This window comes from Spirosoma rhododendri, from assembly GCF_012849055.1.
Taxonomy (GTDB): Bacteria; Bacteroidota; Bacteroidia; order Cytophagales; family Spirosomataceae; genus Spirosoma; species Spirosoma rhododendri.
In genome coordinates this window covers 1183983-1200128 of record NZ_CP051677.1, presented here as the reverse complement: position 1 = coordinate 1200128, position 16146 = coordinate 1183983, and the positions used below count along the sequence as shown (strand labels likewise).

General features: G+C 54.0%; 11 protein-coding genes. 5 read left to right on the top strand and 6 right to left on the bottom strand.

Going from position 1 to position 16146, the window contains the following annotated elements; genetic code table 11:
* Nucleotides 1-162: 162 nt before the first annotated feature.
* Entirely contained in the window at nt 163-1266 is a 1104-nt protein-coding gene (locus tag HH216_RS04710) for a chorismate mutase (protein ID WP_169549748.1), read from the bottom strand.
* Nucleotides 1267-1705: 439 nt separating this feature from the next.
* On the opposite strand from HH216_RS04710, the gene HH216_RS04705 reads away from it, so the two are divergent.
* A complete protein-coding gene (locus HH216_RS04705; RefSeq protein WP_254448684.1) occupies nt 1706-2794 on the top strand; it encodes a proline dehydrogenase family protein in 1089 nt (362 codons plus the stop codon).
* A 100-nt stretch (nt 2795-2894) separates the two neighbouring features.
* On the top strand, nt 2895-3671 hold the full coding sequence (locus HH216_RS04700) for a lipoprotein signal peptidase (RefSeq protein WP_169549746.1): 777 nt from the start codon (nt 2895-2897) through the stop codon (nt 3669-3671).
* Between the two features lie 90 nt (nt 3672-3761).
* On the opposite strand, the gene HH216_RS04695 is transcribed toward HH216_RS04700, so the two are convergent.
* The 5 genes from HH216_RS04695 to HH216_RS04675 form a co-directional block, all read right to left on the bottom strand.
* Nucleotides 3762-5342 (bottom strand): Ig-like domain-containing protein, encoded by a 1581-nt coding sequence (locus HH216_RS04695; RefSeq protein ID WP_169549745.1) that lies wholly within the window; start codon nt 5340-5342, stop codon nt 3762-3764.
* A 215-nt stretch (nt 5343-5557) separates the two neighbouring features.
* Nucleotides 5558-6211 carry an OmpH family outer membrane protein gene (locus HH216_RS04690; RefSeq protein ID WP_169549744.1) on the bottom strand — a complete coding sequence of 218 codons (654 nt, stop codon included), beginning with the start codon at nt 6209-6211 and terminating at the stop codon, nt 5558-5560.
* Nucleotides 6212-6233: 22 nt separating this feature from the next.
* Nucleotides 6234-6842, bottom strand: a complete 609-nt coding sequence (locus tag HH216_RS04685; protein WP_169549743.1) for an OmpH family outer membrane protein — start codon at nt 6840-6842, stop codon at nt 6234-6236.
* Nucleotides 6843-6959: 117 nt separating this feature from the next.
* Nucleotides 6960-9548: an outer membrane protein assembly factor BamA gene (gene bamA, locus HH216_RS04680; protein ID WP_169549742.1), complete on the bottom strand. Its 2589-nt coding sequence runs from the start codon at nt 9546-9548 to the stop codon at nt 6960-6962.
* A gap of 231 nt (nt 9549-9779) precedes the next feature.
* Complete coding sequence (locus HH216_RS04675) at nt 9780-10517, bottom strand: isoprenyl transferase (protein WP_169549741.1); 738 nt, start codon at nt 10515-10517, stop codon at nt 9780-9782.
* Between the two features lie 186 nt (nt 10518-10703).
* On the opposite strand from HH216_RS04675, the gene HH216_RS04670 reads away from it, so the two are divergent.
* From HH216_RS04670 to HH216_RS04660, 3 genes are all read left to right on the top strand, one after another.
* Nucleotides 10704-11654 (top strand): fasciclin domain-containing protein, encoded by a 951-nt coding sequence (locus tag HH216_RS04670; protein WP_169549740.1) that lies wholly within the window; start codon nt 10704-10706, stop codon nt 11652-11654.
* Nucleotides 11655-11745: 91 nt separating this feature from the next.
* Nucleotides 11746-12633 carry an FKBP-type peptidyl-prolyl cis-trans isomerase gene (locus tag HH216_RS04665; protein ID WP_169549739.1) on the top strand — a complete coding sequence of 296 codons (888 nt, stop codon included), beginning with the start codon at nt 11746-11748 and terminating at the stop codon, nt 12631-12633.
* Between the two features lie 276 nt (nt 12634-12909).
* Nucleotides 12910-15897: a TonB-dependent receptor gene (locus tag HH216_RS04660; protein ID WP_169549738.1), complete on the top strand. Its 2988-nt coding sequence runs from the start codon at nt 12910-12912 to the stop codon at nt 15895-15897.
* Nucleotides 15898-16146 lie beyond the last annotated feature (249 nt).

Below are 16146 nucleotides of genomic sequence, written 5' to 3'. Positions count from 1 at the left end.
AGCATCCCTGCTGTCGTAGTCGCGTCAGCGGCTTATCGGGATGTGGTAACTTTAGCCTGACGGCTCCGACAGCAGGGATGCTGTCTGGGACGAGTTGTAAAAAACAGAAGCCCCCGCCAGATTGTCTCCAGCGGGGGCTTGTTTGTTGACAGGAAAACGTCGTTACGCGTTTTGTGTCGAGTTGTTCATGATCTCGGTTTGCTTCCGAATCGACTCCATGTGGATAATCTTGTAGATTTCTTCCACCAGTTCGGGGTACAGGCCCAGCTTCTTACCCGTTTCGGTGCGGGTTTGCAGAATCTCCTTCCAGCGCTCTGGCTGAAACAGCGTTACGTTGTTATCACGCTTGTATTCAGCAAGCCGCTCAACCAGGGCCATACGGGCTGCCAGCATTTCAACCATCTGCCGGTCGACGTTGTCGATGCTCCGGCGTGACTGCTCCATGAACGTCTGGAATTCGCGGTTCGGCGAATCTACCTGCCGGATTTCGAGGTGATCGAGCATCTCTCCGAAGGCAGTAGGGGTCAGCTGCTGAGCTGCGTCGCTCCACGCTTTGTCGGGGTCGATGTGCGACTCAACGATCAGACCATCGTAGTTGAGGTCCATTGCCATCTGCGACAGCTCGTTGAGGTACGCCCGCTTACCGGCCATGTGGCTGGGGTCACCGATGATCGGCAGGCTTGGGAAGATCGACTTCAGTTCGATCGCCATCTGCCACATCGGTACGTTGCGGTACTTGCTTGTTTCGCCTGTAGCAAAACCCCGGTGAATGGCCGCCAGCTTGGTGATACCAGCACCAGCGATCCGCTCGAAGGCACCTACCCAAAGGGCCAGATCCGGGTTAACGGGGTTCTTAATCAGGACCGGTACATCCACACCACGCAGGGCATCAGCAATTTCCTGTACGTTAAACGGGTTTACCGTTGTCCGGGCACCTACCCACAATACGTCGATGTCGTACTTCAGGGCCAGTTCGATGTGTTCAGGTGTCGCTACTTCAACGGCAATCGGCAGGCCGGTTTCGGCTTTGGCGGTTTGCAGCCACGGCAAAGCGGCTTCGCCCATACCTTCAAAGCTACCCGGCCGGGTACGCGGTTTCCAGACACCCGCCCGAATGACGTGCACGGCGTTCAGGGCTTTCAGTTGCCGAACGGTTTCGACAACCTGCTCTTCGGTTTCGGCGCTACAAGGCCCGGCAATAATCAGCGGTTTGCCACTGGTATCGATCCACGAATTCAGCGGCTCAACGGTCAAATCTACTTTCATGGTAAACGTATCAGGGGTATGGTGTACCCGGACTAAACAAGGAACTTTAAATCTGATTTTGTGGTATATTTGCAGGGGGAACTAGTTGTGTTTTAGGCTAGTTCCCCACTTTGTCTACAACTGAATTTTGTTTCTTGAACAAGCCGTATCGGGGAGTTTAATCCATTGACCGAAATTTCCTTCTATATTTCGGTCGTCTTACCGACACGCATCTAACGCTATGGACGTAGCACCGTCAAAACGGAGCACTGATATGTCGAACCGAAGTAATGTATTGCCTGTGGCCGGTGAATGGGCCGAGGGCTCGCTTGAAGCCGGCCGAACAGACGCTGGTAAACACAGCACTCAGGTCGGACCAGTCTCTTTCGAAGATACCTCGATTGCGTTTTCAGCTCAGTCGAACGCCAAACTTAGAAAGACGTACTGGCTTTTTGCGTTGATGAATAAGGGTTGGCTGGTAAATTTAGGTACTTTTTTCATAAAACTTGCCCTCCGCCTTCACCTGCCCATCAAATCGCTGATTAAACACACGATTTTTGAGCAATTCTGTGGAGGAGAAAGTATTCGTGACTCAGAACCGACTATCCGCCACCTGCACGACGCACACGTAGGTACCATTCTTGACTATTCGGTTGAAGGTGAGGATGATGAAAAAAGCTTTGACGAGACGACGCTTGAAATCATGCGTACCATCGAACGGGCCAACGAATCAGCCGACATCCCCTTTACTGTCTTCAAGATAACCGGACTGGCATCGACCGAGCTGCTTGAAGCCGTACAGCTGGGCAACTCGCTCGATAAGGACCAGAAAGCGCAGTTTGACCGCGTATTGAAGCGGGTCGATTCACTGTGTCGCCGTGCTTTCGAGCGGAACGTTCGCATCTTTATCGATGCCGAGGAAAGCTGGATTCAAGACACGATCGATACACTGGCGTATGCCATGATGGACCGCTTCAACCACGAGAAACCGATCGTGTACAACACGTATCAGATGTATCGTTGGGAGAGCCTTGACCGGCTTAATCGTGACCTTCAGGAAGCGCACGCGAAAGGGTATTTCCTGGGTGTTAAACTGGTGCGGGGCGCTTATCTGGAGAAAGAACGGCTGCGCTCACACGAAGAAGAGTATCAGGACCCGATTCAGGCCACGAAAGAAGACACCGACCGCGACTTCAACCTCGCAATCGATTTCTGCTTGGAAAACCGCGACGTCGTTTCCTTCTGCCTCGGCACGCACAACGAATACAGCTGCCAGTACTGCGTGCAGAAAATGCAGGCGCTGGGTATCGACCACAACGACCAGCATATTTACTTTGCGCAGCTGCTGGGTATGAGTGATAACATCTCGTACAATCTGGCAACAGCCGGATACAACGTGGCCAAGTACGTACCATACGGCCCTGTTGAAACGGTAATGCCGTACCTGTTCCGTCGGGCCGAAGAGAATAAGTCGATAGCCGGACAGAGCAGCCGCGAGTATATGCTCGTGCGCGATGAACTGAAACGTCGGAAAGGGTGCGAAAAGTAGCGTACCTACCACTGGTTCACAACAGATAGTCATTGCGAACACAGTCTGGAATAGCCTTTAGTAACTCTGGCCCGGCCAACTGGCTGGGCCAAATTTTTTTATGATCAAGAAAAATCCGTTCCCCTTTTTCCTACTGACTGTAGTGCTGATTGCTATCGATCAGGGATCGAAACTGGCCGTTCACCACTACATGGAACCGGGCTTCGCTGGTCAGGTCAAACTGATTGGCGACTGGTTTAAGCTGCATTATGTGCTTAATCCAGGAATGGCGTTTGGGATGCAGCTTGGCTACGAATACGGGAAGTTATTGCTGAGCGTCTTTCGGCTGTTTGCCATGGTCGGCATTGGCTACTATCTGGTGCATCTGGCCCATCGGGGAGCCCCGAATGGATTGCTTTGGGCGATAGCGATGATTCTGGCCGGGGCTGTTGGTAACGTTATCGACAGTACATTCTACGGGGTTTTTCTTCACAACGCCCCCTACGGATCACCGACGCCCTGGTTTCACGGGCAGGTGATCGACATGATTTTTGTCGATGTCTGGGAGGGATTCATCCCGGAGTGGGTTCCGGTTTGGGGCGGACAGTATTACTCGACCCCTATTTTCAACATCGCTGACTCCTGTATCTTTATCGGCGTCTGCCTGATACTCTTGTTTCAGCGTCGTTTTTTCGGTGGTTTCGATCCTGAGGATGGTATGCTGCCCACCTCCGGCCCGGACGCTACGCAAGCATCCGTTCTGCCAATGAGTGAAGTGGAAGAGGAGTCGACACCTACACCTGCCCACAGCGACCGGACGGACGAATCGACTGATGACACGCGTCGCAACGACATCCACGGTGTAAGTGCGACACCGACAATCCCCAAAGAAGACTGACTGGACTAAGCCATTTTTCAACACAAAGGCACAGAGCACACGGAGTTTTTCCTCGGTGATCTCTGTGCCTTCGTGTTGAAAATAAGACTTTTACTGCGCTTCTTCGAGCATAGTAAAGTCTTTGAACGTGCGCTTGACTGCTTTATCGGTTGCTTCCTTTTTTGATTGCCAGTTGGCGTCCAGTTCCAGCGCAACCAGTCCGCTAAGGCTCATTACCCCCCTGAAATCGTCGAGTTTTTTGACAAATTCGTTGCTACGCCGACTTGATTTGAGCGCAAACTCTCGAGCGAATACGTCGCCTTTGTTCTGCAATTCCGCTTTCTTTCCGAGTACATAGTTGTATCGATCGAGTAAGTCTTTCATGGACTTGCCGATTACTTCGGTGGCTTCCAGCGTGCCCATCGTCAACACGGCCGTGCCGCCAATAGCTGAGATAAGCCGCTGCGTATCCTGACTGCCATTACTACTCGTAATAGCAGGTGACACGCCTGTAACGGCACCTAATGATGCGTTGGCAACCGAGCGGTTCCGCTTGCCGCCTTTGGCTCGTTTGTAGTCGCGCTTCAGCTGTTCCTCTTTTTCGCCCAACTGCTCAATCAGACCCCAGGCCTGTACCAGTACCTGCCGGTATTGAGTATAGTAGTACCGGTCTTTCTCCGCTTCGTTGACGGTGTTCTTCACTACAAACGTAATTTGCCGTTCCTGCCGGTTCTGCGCCTTATCGAGCACGTAAAACGTTACGTGCGCTTCCAGTGAATCGTAGGGGTCTTTAACGAAGTCGAAACCGGGTTGCCAGATGAATTCGTACTGATTGTCGGTATTCTTAACCAGCGCCGTTTTTGGGATCTGCTGGTTGTCAGACAGAAAGTTAAATTCGTTGATATCGTCGTCGCCATTCGGGTCTGACAGATAGAATTTCAGATCGACGGTGGCGTTTTCGCGAAGCTTGTAGCGGGTTTCCTGCGGAATAACGGCGATATCGGGCGGCAGGTCCATCTCGGTCACTTCGACTTTGAGCCGTCCTTTCGAGCGGGTCTTGGCGGGTTGATCTTCCACCCAGAACTCAATGTATATCGGTGCCTGCTTGAGTTTCTTGAACTGATTGTACGACAAGGTCCAGATCAGTTCACCCTGTGCGGAGAGCTTGCTGCCCTCCGGCATCTGATCCGGGATTGAAATAAACACGATCGGGTCACCATCGTCGTCATGAACCAGTTCGGGGTCCATTTTATAGGTATTCTGCGTCTTATACTGTACGTAAAAGGGACGCAGTTCGCCAATCATGGGTGGACGGTTGACGTGCAGCACCGCGAAGTCAATGGTTTGGGTCGCTGAATGCCCGTGCTGATCGCGTACGTCGAACGTGATGGGCACCAGCTTACGCGTCTGAATCCGGTCGGCCAGGTTGTGAGCCGGTGTCCAGCTGAAATGGCCCAGCGAGTCGATTTCAGCCCCTTCCGGGATTTTGTCGCCCCGAAGTGAGAATGTCAGCGTGTCGCCGGTAGGCGCGTTGGCTTTTACGTCGAAACGAACGGTGCTGCCTTCCGGTACTACGCTCCAGTCGGACTGAGCAGGGAAATTAAGACGTAATGGTTTTGTATCCTGAGCGTGGGTTCTGCCCCAAAGCAGGCCGATCAGCAACCCCGCCAGTAGACCGGCCGTACGGTTCATAGATAACGTTTACGAGTAGTACTAACAGAAAGAACGCAAAAGTAAGGCCGGGAATTTTGTCGTGGGTCGTTTCTGCCTAACTCTTTGGCCAGATTGACCAACGTACGACGGGCAGCTTTGCACAAATTTCGGGATATACCCGGCATAATGCGAAACGAGTCAGCCCGGTTAGGGACTGACTCGTTTCAATAAGAATCAATGCTTATTCAGCCGACTTACTTGTTTTTCTTTGGCGTCGCGGCTGGAGCAGCGGCCGAACCCGTACCCGTCGTTGCAGGCTTATTGGCAGCCGGAGCAGCAATTTTCGACGGATCGATACCCATCTTGCGAAGCACCAGCTCCGTGATGTTATTTTCTTCAGGCGCTACCAGCAGAATCGGCGTCGTGTTGGCACCGGCATCGAGGTTGAAAACGTAGGTGTACGCGTTCTCCTTCGCTACTGCGTCGATCGCTTTCTGAATTTTCTGTACAACCGGGTTTACCAGCTGACCGTACTTGGTTTGCAGCGACTGCTCAGCCGTCCGACCAAACTCCTGAATGCGGGTTTGCAGCCCCTGCAATTCGGTTTCGCGGTCTTTGCGGATTACCTCCGACATCTGCTCAGCCCCTTTCTGGTAAGCGCCATACTTGTCTTCCAGTTCTTTCTGCATCCGCTTCAGTTCGTTTTCCGACTGCGTCCGCTGAATGGTCAACTGGTTTTGTATGTCTTTAGCTTCGGGTGTCTGGCCGAGAATATAATCGATATTCGTATAGCCCAGCTTTACGGCTGCCGAGGCCGTCGTGGCGGGGGCTGCCGTTGTTTGAGCCTGAGCGTTCAGACCACCAGCCAGCAAAGCGGCTGCGAACGCCATAACGAGTGTCTTGTTCATCTTCAGTTTACTTGGTTTACTACTACTGTTTTGTGGTTGGTTTATTGTCTGTACTGGTTCCGGCGGGGTTGGTAACCGCACCGGCAACGGTGTTGGGCTTACCTGATTTTGCGTTTACATCGAGCCCCAGTTCTTCCATAACATACTCCGTGTAGTCGTGGCGGGGGTTGGTGTACAGCATAACAAAATCAGATGCTTTATCGAACATAAAGTCCAGCTTCTTCTGTACGGATACTTTTTCAATGGCCCGAATCACCATGTCCATCGGCGTCCGCATCAGCTCCTTTTTTTTCTGGTAGAGCATACCCTCGTAGCCAAACACCTTGTTATTGTAATCGCGGGCTTCCCGTTCTTTCTCGCTCAGTAACCGCTGCCGGTCACGCTTCATCTCATCGGTCAGCAGAATCTCTTCTGCCTGGTAGGCCCGCTGCATCTTTTTAATGTCGGCGTACTTGTCCTGTATGTCTTTGGCCCACTTGTCGGTAAACTTGTCGATTTCGCCAAGGGCCTTCTGATACTCAGGCATCTTGCTGTAAACGAACTCCGTGTCGACGTAGCCAAACTTCTGAGCCGAAGCCTGAACAGTTGGCCAAAAGGCGCACAAAAGTACAAAAATTATCCCCTTTCTCATGACCCTGCGTCAACTTTTCAAGACAAACGAATTGACTGTCAGTTAGATTCCCCTGCCAATACCGGGCCAATCATCGGGCCGGTTCGTCGTTTATAAAACGCTGACGCGAGCTAAATCTTATCGGATCTGTTGACCAATCGTGAAGTGGAACTGGCCCGATGGTTTCTCTTTGATGCCCGGAATAGTGTCGAAACCGTAGCCGTAGTCGATACCGATCAGACCGAAGGCTGGCATGAAAATCCGCGCACCAAAACCAATCGACCGTTTCAGATCAAACGGGTTGTACTGCTTGTAGCTCGCCCAGTTGTTACCCGCTTCAAGGAACGTCAGCGCGAAGATTGTGGCCGACGGGTTCAGCGATACCGGGTAGCGCAGCTCGGCTACGAATTTGTTGTACACAACCCCGCCCTGACTGCGGGCAGCCGCTGACGCAACCTGGTTGTAGTCTGCCGTGTAGACGCTCCGGTCGTCGTAACCGCGCAGACCAATGATGTCCTGCGCCAGGGCAAACTGACCCTGACCCGCCAGACCCGAACCACCCAGTACGAATCGCTCGAAGGGGCCGATCTCGGTGCGCTTGTTGTAGCTGCCCAGAAAGCCCATGTGCGCCCGTGCGTTCAGCACCAGCTTACCAACAACAGTCTGGAACCAGCTCGCGTCGAACATCCATTTGTGGTACTCGACAAACTTGAACCGGTTTTCGATGCTTACGTTTTCCTTTTCGGTTTTGAAGGCCGAGTAGGGGGGCGTAAACGAACCGCTCAGCGAGAACGACGAACCCGACCGGGGAAACTGCGGGTTGTCGATGCTGTTCCGGGCAATGGTCGTATTGAAGGTGAAGTTGTTCGAGATACCGTTCTTGTAGCCGATGTAGAACAGGTCGAGGTTGTTCAGATCGTACCGCTGATACGACAGCGAGTGCGTCAGCGAGAAAAAGTCATCGGGTACTTTCAACTGACGACCCAGACCAACGGTGAAAGCCGTGTTCGAGTACGAACCCGTTGGAGTGCGGCCCGCCAGACTCTGGTACAGACTGGCCGGGTTGAGCGGGTCATAGTACGAGCGGTATACCGTGTGGCTGGCACTAACCGACAGGGCGTTGGGCTTGCGGCCACCGAGCCAGGGTTCGGTAAACGACAGCGAGTACACCTGATACTGCCGGCCGTTGGCCTGAAAACGAACCTGCACCCGCTGCCCGTCGCCGGCTGGCAGGGGCTTCCACGCGCTCAGGTGAGGGATGTTACGGGCCGAGAAGTTATTGAACGTCAAACCGAGCGTACCAACGAAGCCGACGTAGCCGCCCCAGCCGCCCGATAGTTCAATCTGGTCGGATGGTTTTTCTTCAACCGTATATTCGATATCGACGGTACCGTCGTTCTGCGGCACAGGCTGAATGCCGATTTTCTCCGGGTCGAAATAGCCCAGCGTCGACAGTTCGCGTTGCGTACGGATGAGCAGCGTTTTGGAAAACTTCTGCCCTGGCAGCGTACGGATCGTCCGCATCACGACGTGGTCGCTGGTTTTGGTGTTGCCATTCAGCACGATCCGGTTGATGGTCGCCTGCTTGCCTTCAAAGACACGAATTTCCAGATCAATCGAATCACCGTCGATCATTCGCTCAACGGGTGTCGCGTTGTAGTACAGATAACCGTCGTCCATGTACTGCGAACTCAGGTCCTGACCGGGGTTACCGTTCAGCCGTTTTTCAAGGTCTTCCGGGTTATATACGTCACCCTTCTGAATGCCAAGCACACCCCGCAGTTGCGCAGCCGTGTACAGGTAGTTACCCGAAAAGTCGATGTTGCGGTAGTAGTACTTTTTGCCTTCGTTGAGCGTGATGTTGAGCGACACCGTATTGTCTGGGTTGTGGATCAGCGTGTCACTTTCAATGCTGGCGTCGCGGTAGCCCAGCTTGTTATAGTAGGCGATCAGCTTCTGCTTATCTTCCTCGTATTTCTTGGGCACAAACTTCGACGGGGTGAACAGGCGGCCGAAGCGCTTTTCCTTCGTGCTCTTCATCTTCATCCGCACGGCCGACTCGTCGGCTTCGTCCATCCCCTCGAAGTTAATTTTGGCAATTTTTACCTTCTGCCCCTTGTCGACCAGTACGCGCATCGTCGCGTTGTTGCGGGCGCTGTCGGGTATCGTCGTGATCTTTACTTTGGTGTTCAGGTAGCCTTTGTCGACGAAGTATTTCCGCACGGCCATCTGTGTATTCTTGACAATCGTGTTGCTGACGATCTTACCCAGGTTCAGCTTGGTTTTGTCTTTCAGCTGATCCTGCTCGCCTTTTTTTATGCCCATAAAGCTAACCCGATACAGCCGGGGGCGCTCCTGCACTTTAAACATCAGCGCGACTTTACCCTCGCCCGTGTGGGTAGCGAACAGTTCGACGTTATCGAGCAGGCCCGAGTCCATCAGCTTACGCACCGACGAGCCAACCGCTTCGCCCGGAATCCGGGTTTTGTCGCCTACTTTCAAACCAGCCAGCGATACCAGCGAGTTTGGGTCGAGGTAGCGGGTACCGGTTACGCTCAGGCCGGTGATCTCGTATTCTTTCGGGCTGGCGTAATTGGTTAGTTCGTCGGAAGAAAATGGCGTTTCAGTAGCCGGACGGCCGACGCCTACCCGCACCTGACCCAGAACGGGGGCCAGCGCGGTTAGCAGGCAAACGAGTGCCAGCATGTACGTTATACGGTGTTTCAACGAAGTAAGTGGTTTACTGATCGCAGGCATTGATAGTGGTAAATCAGCCCGATAGTTGGCTTGCATGAAGTCGGCAGGCAAATTGATTCTTAGCAGTGTATGCACGAACAGGCACGCACGGTGGTATGAAAAACGGATGACCCGCTGCGAACGCTGAGGGTTGGTACGATCACTTTCTTTTTAGTAAGCACGTTATCAATAAGCAGACTGAGCGCAACCCGCATACCAGCCTTATTTGGTTAATTGTTCGCTTGTTTTGCCAAACCGCCGTTCCCGTTGCTGGTAGGTGAGGATAGCCTCATGCAGGTGTTCACGGCGGAAGTCCGGCCAAAGTACTTCGGGCATGTAAAACTCGGAGTAGGCCAGCTGCCACAGCATGAAATTGCTGATTCGCATTTCGCCACTCGTCCGAATCATCAGTTCCGGGTCGGGCATATCGGCCGTCGTCAGGTGCTGGTGGAATCGGGTTTCGTCGATGTCTTCGGGGGCCAGTTTGCCATCGCGCACCTGTATGGCCAGCTGACGGGCGGCTTCCAGAATCTCCCACCGGCCGCTATAGCTCAGGGCCAGTACCAGCGTCAGACCTGTGTTGTTGGCCGTTTCGCGCATGGCTTCGGCCAGTTCGCGCTGACAATCTTTGGGCAACGTTTCGGTGTGGCCAATGGTCGTCAGCCGCACGTTGTTGGTCATCAGCGTTTTGATTTCACCCCGGATGGTATGCACCAGCAGCGTCATCAGCGCGTCGACTTCGAGTTTGGGCCGGTTCCAGTTTTCCGTTGAAAAAGCATAAAGCGTCAGAAACTTGACGCCGAGTTCCGCGCAGCCTTCGGTTACTTCCCGAACCGCCTTAATGGCGTTTTTATGACCAAAAATGCGGGCGGCTCCCTGCTGTTTCGCCCAGCGGCCATTTCCGTCCATGATAACGGCTATGTGCTGAGGCAGATTGCCCGGATCAATATCTTCCTTCATCCCTGGGGGATTGTTTTAACAGTATTTAACAAAGGCTGCGAAGATACGGAAAAAAACGCAGGGGGCCGTGCAATAGAATCAGAACTACAGACGTGGTAATCAGAAAGGTGCTGATGGCCGAATAACGGCTTGTCGGCTGGCTGGTTCTATATTTGCAGCGTAAATTCCGGCGTAATGCTTGACCTGATGAATCGATTTATGACGCAGTGGCTACTCCGTGTGGCACTGTTTTTTATACTGGGCACGTCGTTGACGGGGTGTGGGAATGAGGACGAACAAGTGGCCGTACCCAGGACCATCGCTGACCGGGTGCAGGAAGATGATCAGTTTCAGCTGCTACGGGCAGCTACCAATTATGCAGCCTTCGGTGGCGCGTTTAAATCGGCTAACATGACGCTACTGGCTCCCAACAACGATGCATTCGTTGCGGCCGGTCTGGGCAGCGAAGCGGCAATCCGGGCGCTGCCGCAAGCGCAGGTGCGGGCCCTGCTCACCCACCACATGCTGTACGCACCGCTGTCGACATCGGCCATTCCGTCGGGGCAAACGACGGTGCAGACCGCAGACAATGGTGTCGTGTTTATCAACAAAACGGCGTCGACGCTGTACATCAACGGTGCCAAACTGGTGCAGTCGGATATTCAGACAGCCAACGGGCCGATTCAGGTTATCGATAAGCTGCTGAGCCCATCGCAGAGCAGTTTGCTGGCAACCATCGATGCGAACCAGGATCTTACGTTTCTGTCGGCGGCTGTAAAGCGACTTGCCGTAGCCAACCCTACTTTGTTAACGGCGCTGAGTAGTACGTCGTCGGGTAATCTGGTAACGCTGTTCGCGCCGACCAACGATGCGTTCCGGGCGGCTGGCTACAGCAGCATTAACGCAATCGAATCAACCAGTTCGCAGACGCTGTCGTCGTTGCTGTCGTACCACGCTGTGTCTGGGTCGCTGCTATCCTATCAATTCCAGACCGGTGTACTGACGACGCTGAACGGGGCTCGCCTGACGGTCTTTACCAACACGGGAACGGCCACGATCAAAGGCAACCGCAACAGTACGTCGGCCAATATCAAACAGGCGGATCTGATCTCCAACAATGGGGTCATTCACATCGTTGATCAGGTGCTGTTGCCTTGATTCGGTTGACTGGTTCTGACCCGCTATTCCAACGATTCGCCACGAAACCGGGTCGATTTGCGTAGTATCAGTACATTTCTCTTTTCAATTCATGCGTAACGCAACACAAACTTTACTAACCCTACTGGCGCTGACCGGGGTAATTACGGCCTGCAAGCAAACAGATATCAACGGTACCAATGACCTGTATATCGCTAATGATCAGGCTATTCTGAACTATGCGTCGCAAAAGGCGTATAAAGGTTCTAAGCTGACGAGCGGGCTTTACTTCTACAAAACGGACTCGGTAATCGGGGCGAAAAAACCCGCCGTCGGCGAAGAGGTTCAATTCAACTATAAGTCGTACAACATCAATACGGGGGTGCTCGTCGACAGTTCGGCGTCTACCACGCCGGTGTATTATCCCTACGGAATTCAGTCGATTCTGTCGGGCCTGGAACAGGGGCTGGGGCTGATGGGCGAGGGCGACAAAGCCATCATGCTGCTTCCGTCGTACATCGGCTATAACGATCGGGCGCTGACCAACCTGCCTGCGTATTCACCCGTTCGCTTCGACGTAACGCTGGTCCGGTCGCGGACGCAGGATCAACAGATCAGCGACTACATCAGCCGCAACAGTTTGCCGACGCCCGAACTGAGCACAACCGGGCTGCGCTTTATCCGCACGCAGACAAACACGGCAGGTACTTCGCCCACGACCGGGCAGACGGTAACGATTCGTTATGCTGGCCGGACGTTACGGTCACGGACGGCTTTTGACAGTACCGGCACTGGCACCTTCGATGCTACGCTGGGGCAGGGTAAGTACGTTGCTGGTTTTGAAGAAGGCTTATCGAAGCTACGCGTTGGCGAGAAAGCAACGATCATTTTCCCCTCAACGCTGGGTTACGGAACAACGGGGGTTGTGCAGAACAACACATACATCATTACGCCGTATGCACCACTTCGCTTCGATCTGGAAGTCGTATCGGTGAAGTAAGCACTACCGTTTTGTCAATTGAAGGGGTCCGCACAATCGTGTGGACCTTTTCTGTTTTAAGGAAGTCGGTTAAACTAACATTATCACAATCAAATAGTATTTTTTCAATAACTATAATGATCGTACTTATGACTGTTTCTGTGATAGTATGACTATAGGTAATTATTAAATAAAATTATTAATTGGCAAACGATCAAATACGTAAAATATAAGACTGCTATTTTGGCTAGTAGCAATACGTTGTTTTTATTTGCTGTTTAATTAAAATAGGACTCTATGATTAATCTGTATTTCTATAAAACTTCACGATTTGTATTTTCCGCAGTTGCCTGGCTCTTCGCGCTCTCGCTGGCAGCCGCGCAGGGTCTGACCGGACGCGTCACCGACAAGACGAGTGGTTCGCCGATTCCGGGCGCAACGGTCGTGGTGGTAGGCAGCAGTACCGGTGCCACCGCTGACGCCGAAGGTGTGTATCGGCTCAACGTTAGCCCCGGTACGTACAATGTCCGGTTCAGCTTCGTAGGCTACGAAGCACTTACGCTACCCGTTACGGTAACGACGGGAGAGGAGACTAAACTCAACGCGGCTATTCAGGAATCATCGTCGCGGCTCAACGAAGTCGTTGTCGTGGGATCGCGTGCTGCTACAGCCCGCACCAACATTCAGACGGTGGCCCCGGTCGACGTGATTAGCACGAAAGACCTCAAAGGCTACGCGCAAACCGACGTCAGTCAGATTCTGAACTTCGTTGCGCCGTCGTTCAACTCCAACCGCCAAACCGTAACCGATGGTACCGACCACATCGACCCGGCATCGCTGCGCGGGCTTGGCCCCGATCAGGTGCTGGTGCTGGTTAACGGCAAGCGTCGGCACACGACGGCACTGGTTAACATTAACGGTTCGGTGGGTCGTGGTTCGGTTGGTACCGACATGAACGCCATCCCGGTAGCGGCTATCGAGCGCATTGAAGTGCTGCGCGACGGAGCGGCTGCGCAGTATGGTTCGGATGCCATTGCGGGCGTTATCAACGTCGTGCTGAAAAAGAACTACACGGGCCTGACGGCATCGCTGACGGCCGGGCAGAGTTTCACCAACATGAAATACAACGTGCCGCTGATTGGTGGTGGCTCGGACCCCCGCAGTCAATCGCTGCGCGACGGGGGCGTGTTGCAGTTCGATTTTTCAAAAGGCTTCCGACTCGGTAGAAACGGTAGCCTGACGGTCGCCGGGCAGGTGCAGGAGCGCGGCCGGACGAACCGCAGTGGCCCCGACAACGCGCCGACGGAGTATCTGGGTGCGTCGGGTGGTTTTCCAACGACACCAACGGGCCAAAACGCAAGTGATTTTCGGACCAAACTTATCGCCGACGATCAGGCGATTATCGCCCAGCGGGGCTACAACCGGCAGAACATGATCATTGGTAACTCGTCGTCGCGCAACTACGGGTTGTTCGTCAACGGTACGCTGCCGGTGGGCGTCAACGGAAGCGTGTATTTCACGGCGGGTGCCTCGTACCGCACGGGTACGGGCTACGGTAACAACCGCGTACCGGCCTCGCGTTCGCAGCAGCCGCTCAACGCCGATGGGTCACTGTACTACGCCGATGGTTTTTTGCCCGCCATTCAGTCGATCATCAACGATCAGTCGTTGCTGGTGGGGTACAAGACGAAGCTGGGACAGTGGAACATGGACCTGAGCAACACGTTCGGCCGTAACTCGTTCCGCTTCGACGTGCTGAATTCGGGGAACGCGTCGCTGCCCAACAGCAACACGCAGCAAACGGATTTTTACGCGGGTAAGCTGAAGTTCAACCAGAACACAACGAACCTCGATTTCTCGCGGCTGTACGCGCAGGTTGGCGAAATTACGGGGCTGAACCTGGCGGCTGGTGCCGAATACCGGCGCGACCAGTTCCAGATCGAAGCGGGTGAGCCAAACTCGTACATCGGTGCCAGCATCGGCAAGACTGTGCCAACGGCTCCGTTTACCATTGGCGGTACATCGCCCGGTACGACGCTGGCTCTGCCCGGTTCGCAGGTGTTTCCCGGCTACCAGCCTACCGACGCCATCAACGCCACCCGGCACAATTTCAGCCTGTACGCCGACGTGGAGGGCGAACTGTTCCGCCGACTGCTGCTCGATCTGGCGGGTCGGTACGAGAACTACTCGGATTTTGGCTCGAAAGTGACGGGTAAGCTGGCGGGTCGCCTGCGGCTGATCGACGCGCTCAACATTCGCGGAGCTATCAGCACCGGCTTCCGCGCGCCGAGCCTGCATCAGCGGTATTTCCAGAACACAAGTACGCAGTTTGTGAGCGGCAACCCGTCGAATACGCTGACGGTGAACAACGAAAACCCGATTGCCCGGCAGTTTATTGGTGTCGACGCGCTGAAGCCCGAAACGTCGGTCAACTACACGCTGGGTCTGACGAGTCAGATCGGTCGGCAGTTCACGATTACGGTTGACGCCTACTTGATCGACATCAAAGACCGGATTCTGTATTCGGGTGCGTTCAGCCGGTCGGTGCTGGGCTTTGCCGCCAATGAGTACGTGGGAATCAATAACGTTCGCTTCTTCGCCAATGCCGCCGACACCCGCACGAAAGGGATCGACATCGTGGCGACGGAGCGGCTGAAAGCTGGTCCGGGTCAACTGACGCTGACGGCGGCTATCAACTTCAACCAGAACAAGGTGTTGTCGGTGAACCCGTCGACGCTGATCAATAGTGCGGCCAACAACGAGAACAAGGGCGGCAACCCCGATACGTGGTTCCGCAACATCTTCTTCGACCGCTCGCAGGTAGCACTGCTCGAAACGGGACAGCCGCAGAACAAGATCAACCTGAGCGCGTCGTACACGATCAACAAGTTCGATGTAACGCTGCGGACGGTACGCTTTGGCTCGGTGACGAACCGGACGAATCTGGACCCCTACGCGAAAAACGCCAGCGGTGCCTACTACAATTCGCAGTTTGCCCGCAACGAAGCCGGTGATCCGTACATCGATCAGACATTCAATCCGGTCTGGATTACGGACCTAACGCTGAACTACCGCTTCACGAAAGCTGTCAGTCTGTCGCTGGGTGCTAACAACCTGTTCGATATCTACCCCGATCAGATTTATATCGACCCTCGCAACGCGCTGGGCTCGGTCGATTACGCGTCGGGTCGTGATGCGTCGAACCGGGGCCGGTTCCTGTTTGGCTCGAACCAGGGTGGCTTCAACGGTCGCTTCCTGTTCACCCGCCTAACGGCATCTTTCTAAGGTTACGGTTTACAGATTACGGTCCACGGTGGTCACCGTGGCGCGGGCTGACGCATCACCGGACCGATCAGAAGACAGAACGACCATCCATTTGTGGGTGGTCGTTCTGCGTTTTGGCGGTAACTTGCTTATTCGCTCGACTGTGTGCCGACCCGTCAGACCGCCGAAAACTGTAAACCGTAAACTGAAAACCGAATACCGTGCTACTCCCTGATAAACTACCCCGCGTGGGAACGACCATTTTCACCG

Bases quoted from the DNA above. Each gene is read 5' to 3' on its own strand.
- HH216_RS04710 (WP_169549748.1), bottom strand. From the start codon at position 1,266: ATGAAAGTAGATTTGACCGTTGAGCCGCTGAATTCGTGGATCGATACC.
- HH216_RS04705 (WP_254448684.1), top strand. From the start codon at position 1,706: ATGAATAAGGGTTGGCTGGTAAATTTAGGTACTTTTTTCATAAAACTT.
- HH216_RS04700 (WP_169549746.1), top strand. From the start codon at position 2,895: ATGATCAAGAAAAATCCGTTCCCCTTTTTCCTACTGACTGTAGTGCTG.
- HH216_RS04695 (WP_169549745.1), bottom strand. From the start codon at position 5,342: ATGAACCGTACGGCCGGTCTACTGGCGGGGTTGCTGATCGGCCTGCTT.
- HH216_RS04690 (WP_169549744.1), bottom strand. From the start codon at position 6,211: ATGAACAAGACACTCGTTATGGCGTTCGCAGCCGCTTTGCTGGCTGGT.
- HH216_RS04685 (WP_169549743.1), bottom strand. From the start codon at position 6,842: ATGAGAAAGGGGATAATTTTTGTACTTTTGTGCGCCTTTTGGCCAACT.
- HH216_RS04675 (WP_169549741.1), bottom strand. From the start codon at position 10,517: ATGAAGGAAGATATTGATCCGGGCAATCTGCCTCAGCACATAGCCGTT.
- HH216_RS04670 (WP_169549740.1), top strand. From the start codon at position 10,704: ATGAATCGATTTATGACGCAGTGGCTACTCCGTGTGGCACTGTTTTTT.
- HH216_RS04665 (WP_169549739.1), top strand. From the start codon at position 11,746: ATGCGTAACGCAACACAAACTTTACTAACCCTACTGGCGCTGACCGGG.
- HH216_RS04660 (WP_169549738.1), top strand. From the start codon at position 12,910: ATGATTAATCTGTATTTCTATAAAACTTCACGATTTGTATTTTCCGCA.